The organism is Cytophaga sp. (assembly GCF_051961495.1).
In the GTDB taxonomy this organism is placed as follows: domain Bacteria; phylum Bacteroidota; class Bacteroidia; order Cytophagales; family Cytophagaceae; genus Cytophaga.
Genome location: NZ_JBQCDF010000127.1, coordinates 1 through 4,098, shown reverse-complemented (window position 1 = coordinate 4,098; position 4,098 = coordinate 1). Strand labels below are relative to the sequence as shown.

General features: G+C 44.5%; 1 protein-coding gene. It reads right to left on the bottom strand.

Translation table 11 applies throughout. From position 1 onward, the window contains the following. On the bottom strand, window positions 1-4,098 hold a 4,098-nt coding region (locus ACTHJT_RS06155; protein WP_440237124.1), incomplete at both ends, for a beta strand repeat-containing protein.

Below are 4,098 nucleotides of genomic sequence, written 5' to 3'. Positions count from 1 at the left end.
GTTGCAATACCAATTGAACCGTTCAACGGTACAGAAGTTGTATCGGTACACACTGTTATAGGACTGCCTGCATTCACCTGCGGAAGTTTTGTGAATTTGATCGTCATTTGAGCTGTTGCAGCTGCACATCCAACATTTTGACCTGTTGTCTGAACATTTACTGTAATTGTACCTGCTGTTGTATCTGCCGGTACAGCTACATTATATTTCGTTTTGGCTGATGTTGCACTTACAAATGAACCGCTTGAAGTTCCATTTGACCACTGAACACCGGTTGCATTGGTAAATGTAGAACTGACATCAACTGTGGTAGCATCCCCACAAACCGTCTGGTTAGAACCTGTAGCAATTGTTGGTGCCGGAGATATCATTACGTGAACAGTATCTGTAGCTGCTTTACATGCTGCGTTATTACCGGTAGAAGTAATTGTTAAGATTACGTCTCCGCCATTTTTATCAGATGCAGACGGAGTATAAGTTGGCGTTAACGTGTTTCCATTTGTAAATGTACCGGAACCGGCTGTTGACCAGGTTACCCCAGTTGAACTAATGCCATTGCTTGTACCAGTCAGATTGATTGAAGCAGAGTTTGAACAGATTGGTGTTGTTGTACCTGCATCTACATCCGGACCTGGAATAATAGTAAAGGTAACATTATCAACCGCAGCAGAGCATACGCCATTGTTTGTTGTTGTCAATGTCAGTGTAACAGTACCTGCGGAAATCTCGCCTGCTGAAGGTGTATACAATGCATTCAATGTCTGATCATTCGGACTGAATGTGCCTGCATATCCTGACCATTGAGCTGTAGATCCTGTCCCCTGTAACTGAATTGGTAAGTCAGTATCACAAACTGTTTTGCTAGGGCCTGCATCAATTGGAGGAGACGCAACGAATGTGATTATTACATCATCTGAAACGTTTGAACAACCACTCAATGCCGTACCTGTAATTCTCAATGTTACACTTCCGGCTGTGATATCGGCAGGGTTGGAAACATTATAGGCTGTCGACAGACTTGTAGGAGCTGATACAGTACCAGCACCAGAGATAACAGTCCAGTTAACATTTGAAGTATTGGTAGATGAACCATTTATATTAACTGTAGTAACACTATTACATACCTGGAGATTATTACCTGCAGAAATTGTTGCAACCGGGTTGAATTTAACGATAACGTTATCGCTTACAGCATGGCATAATCCATTACCGGTTGAGACGAGTGTCAATACAACCGTTCCTACAGTCAGGTCAGAAGCGGAAGGTGTATAGTTTGGATTCAATGAGCCACTGCTAGGAGAGAATATCCCGGTACCGTTCGTTGACCAGTTTCCTCCGGTAGCATTATTAACAATACCACCCATTAAAAGCTGATCGACATCGGCACATACCGTCCTGTCTGTTCCTGCATTGACAACAGGTTTTGGTGCGATCGTAATGACTACCTGATCAGAAACAGCTTTACACGTACCATTGTTTGTTGTCGTTAATGTCAAGGTAACTGTTTTAGCTGTCGTATCTGCATTGGAAGGTATATACTCAGCATTTTTCATTGTAGCACTCGGAGTGAAAATACCTGATCCGGATGTAGTCCATTTTACACCACCTGCAACGGTTGAATTGCCAGCCAATTGAATGCTGCTTGTGTCAGCACAAACTGCGATATCTGTACCGGCAGTTACTGTCGGAGCAGGAGTTATCGCAATCTGAATCGTATCTCTTACCGGTAAACATTTTCCATTACCTGTAGTTACTACTGCTAATTTTACGCTGCCTGCAGTGATATCAGCAGTAGAAGGGAAGTAGGTAGGCTGCACAGTAGTTGCATTCGGGCCAAATACACCTGATCCGTTTGTTGACCATAGAACGCCTGTAGCAGTTGTAACAGCAGCTTCATTTAACAGGACACCCAGACTATCCGCACAAATAGATTTATCAAAACCTGCAGTCAATGTTGGTGCAGGAGTAATGGTTAATGTAATGAATCCTTGTGCAGGCTTACATGTACCGTTACCTGTTGTTGTCATTGCTAATACAACCAGTCCGGCAGATTTGTCTAATGCAGAAGGTGTATAAGTAACAGAAGTTGTTGTATTGTTTGGACTGAATGTACCGGTACCGGAAGTCGTCCATTTAATTGCTGATGAAACTGAGAACGTACCTGAAACACTTGTTACTGCATTGTTAGCACAAACCGTTTGGTCTCCGCTTACAGTAACTTTAGGTGCAGGAGTGATCGTAACTGTTAAGCTGCTGGATACAGCAGGACACTCGCCGTTTGAAGTTGATGTCAGTGTTAATGTCACTGTTCCGGCTTTTATATCAGCAGCAGTAGGAGAGTAAACCGCATTCAGATCAATTGTGCTCGGGAAGAAGGCTCCTGTACCTGTTTTTGTCCAAACACCACCACCAGCATTCACTACTTTACCGGCTAATTGAACATAAGCACTGTCACCACAAATCGTTTGGTCAGGCCCGGCAGCAACAATCGGTAGTTTTTTAAATGAAATAACAACGCTTTTCGAAACGGCAGTACATGTTCCGTTGCCGGTTGATGTAAGCGTTAACGTTACTGAACCAGCTGTTGTGTCTGCTTGCGATGGTGCATAAGTCGTAATTGGAGCGTTCGGATTCGCGAATGTACCGGAACCGTTTGTTGTCCATGTACCTCCGCCAGCATTTAAAACGCTACCGGATAATGATACTGAAGTAACATTGGAACAAACTTTCTGAGGTAAACCTGCATCTACTATCGGCGCTGGTTTAATTGTTACCTGAACCTGAGCTGTTTTAACTTTACATGTTCCGTTTCCGGTTGTCTTAACAGTAAGTGTTACCAGACCAGAAGAAATGTCACTTGCTGATGGATTATAGGTAGTAACCGGCGAAGTCTGGCTGGCAAAAGTACCTGTGCCGTTTGTTGTCCAGTTCACTGCGGTTGCAGTTGTTATTGCTGCATTTAAATTTACTGTAGAATTATTTTCACAAACCGTTTGAGTAGTTGGAACAGTTAATGTAACAACTGGCGTGATTGTAACGGTAAGGCTTTTTACAATTGGATTACAGGTACCGTTTCCAGTGGTAGTAGCTGTAAGAGTAACACTTCCGGAAGTTACATCGGCAGCAGAAGGAATATACTTCGCATTCAATGTTGCATTGTTGGGAGAGAAAGTACCCGTGCCGTTTGTTGTCCATTTAACACCAGTTGCAACGGTAACAACTGCATTCAGCTGCACATAAGCAGAGTCACCGCAAATTGTCTGGTTAGCACCCTGGTTCAGGGTAGGAGCCGGTGTAAGTGTAAAGGTTACCGGGCTGGTAACGGCAGGACAACCATTGTTGCCTGTTGAGGTCAATAACAACGAAACCGTACCAGCTGTAATATCTCCAGAAGACGGCACATAAGTAGTACTTAAACTGGTCGGTGAAGTAATCGATCCTGAACCGCTGGTGATTGACCAGAGAACGCCGGTAGCATTGGCCATGGTACCACTCAGGGTAATACCACTTACATCGGCACAAAGCGTCTGATTAGGACCTGCACTTACGGTAATTGCAGGTGTGATTGTTAAGGTCAGTGATTTGGATACCTGCTTACATAAGCCGTTCCCCGTGGAAGTCAATGTCAAAACAACACTGCCATTGCTTCTGTCTGCTGCCGATGGCTGATATGTTGCATTTAATGTATTGGCATTAGGTAAGAAACTGCCTGTGCCGTTTGTTGTCCAGATACCACCCGTTGCATTGGTTACCACACCATTTAGCTGGAAAGCACTTAAACTGCCGCACATCGTTTGGGCTGGTGCGCCAACATTTACAATCGGACCGGCAGGGATGGTGATAGTCAGCTGGCTTGTCTTGGTCGGACAGGCGCCGCTTGGAACCGTGCTGATCGATAAGGTTACTGTTCCGGCAGAGATCTCTCCCGCTGAAGGAGTATAGGTTGTTGTTAATGCATTCGGGTTGGCAAAGGTACCACCGCTTGGCTGCCATACCGCAGGCGAACCTGTCGCTGAAAGATTTATTGGCATTTCAGTAGAACATACGATCTGGTCTACACCTGCATTGATCGATGGTACAGGTGTATAGGTAATGGTC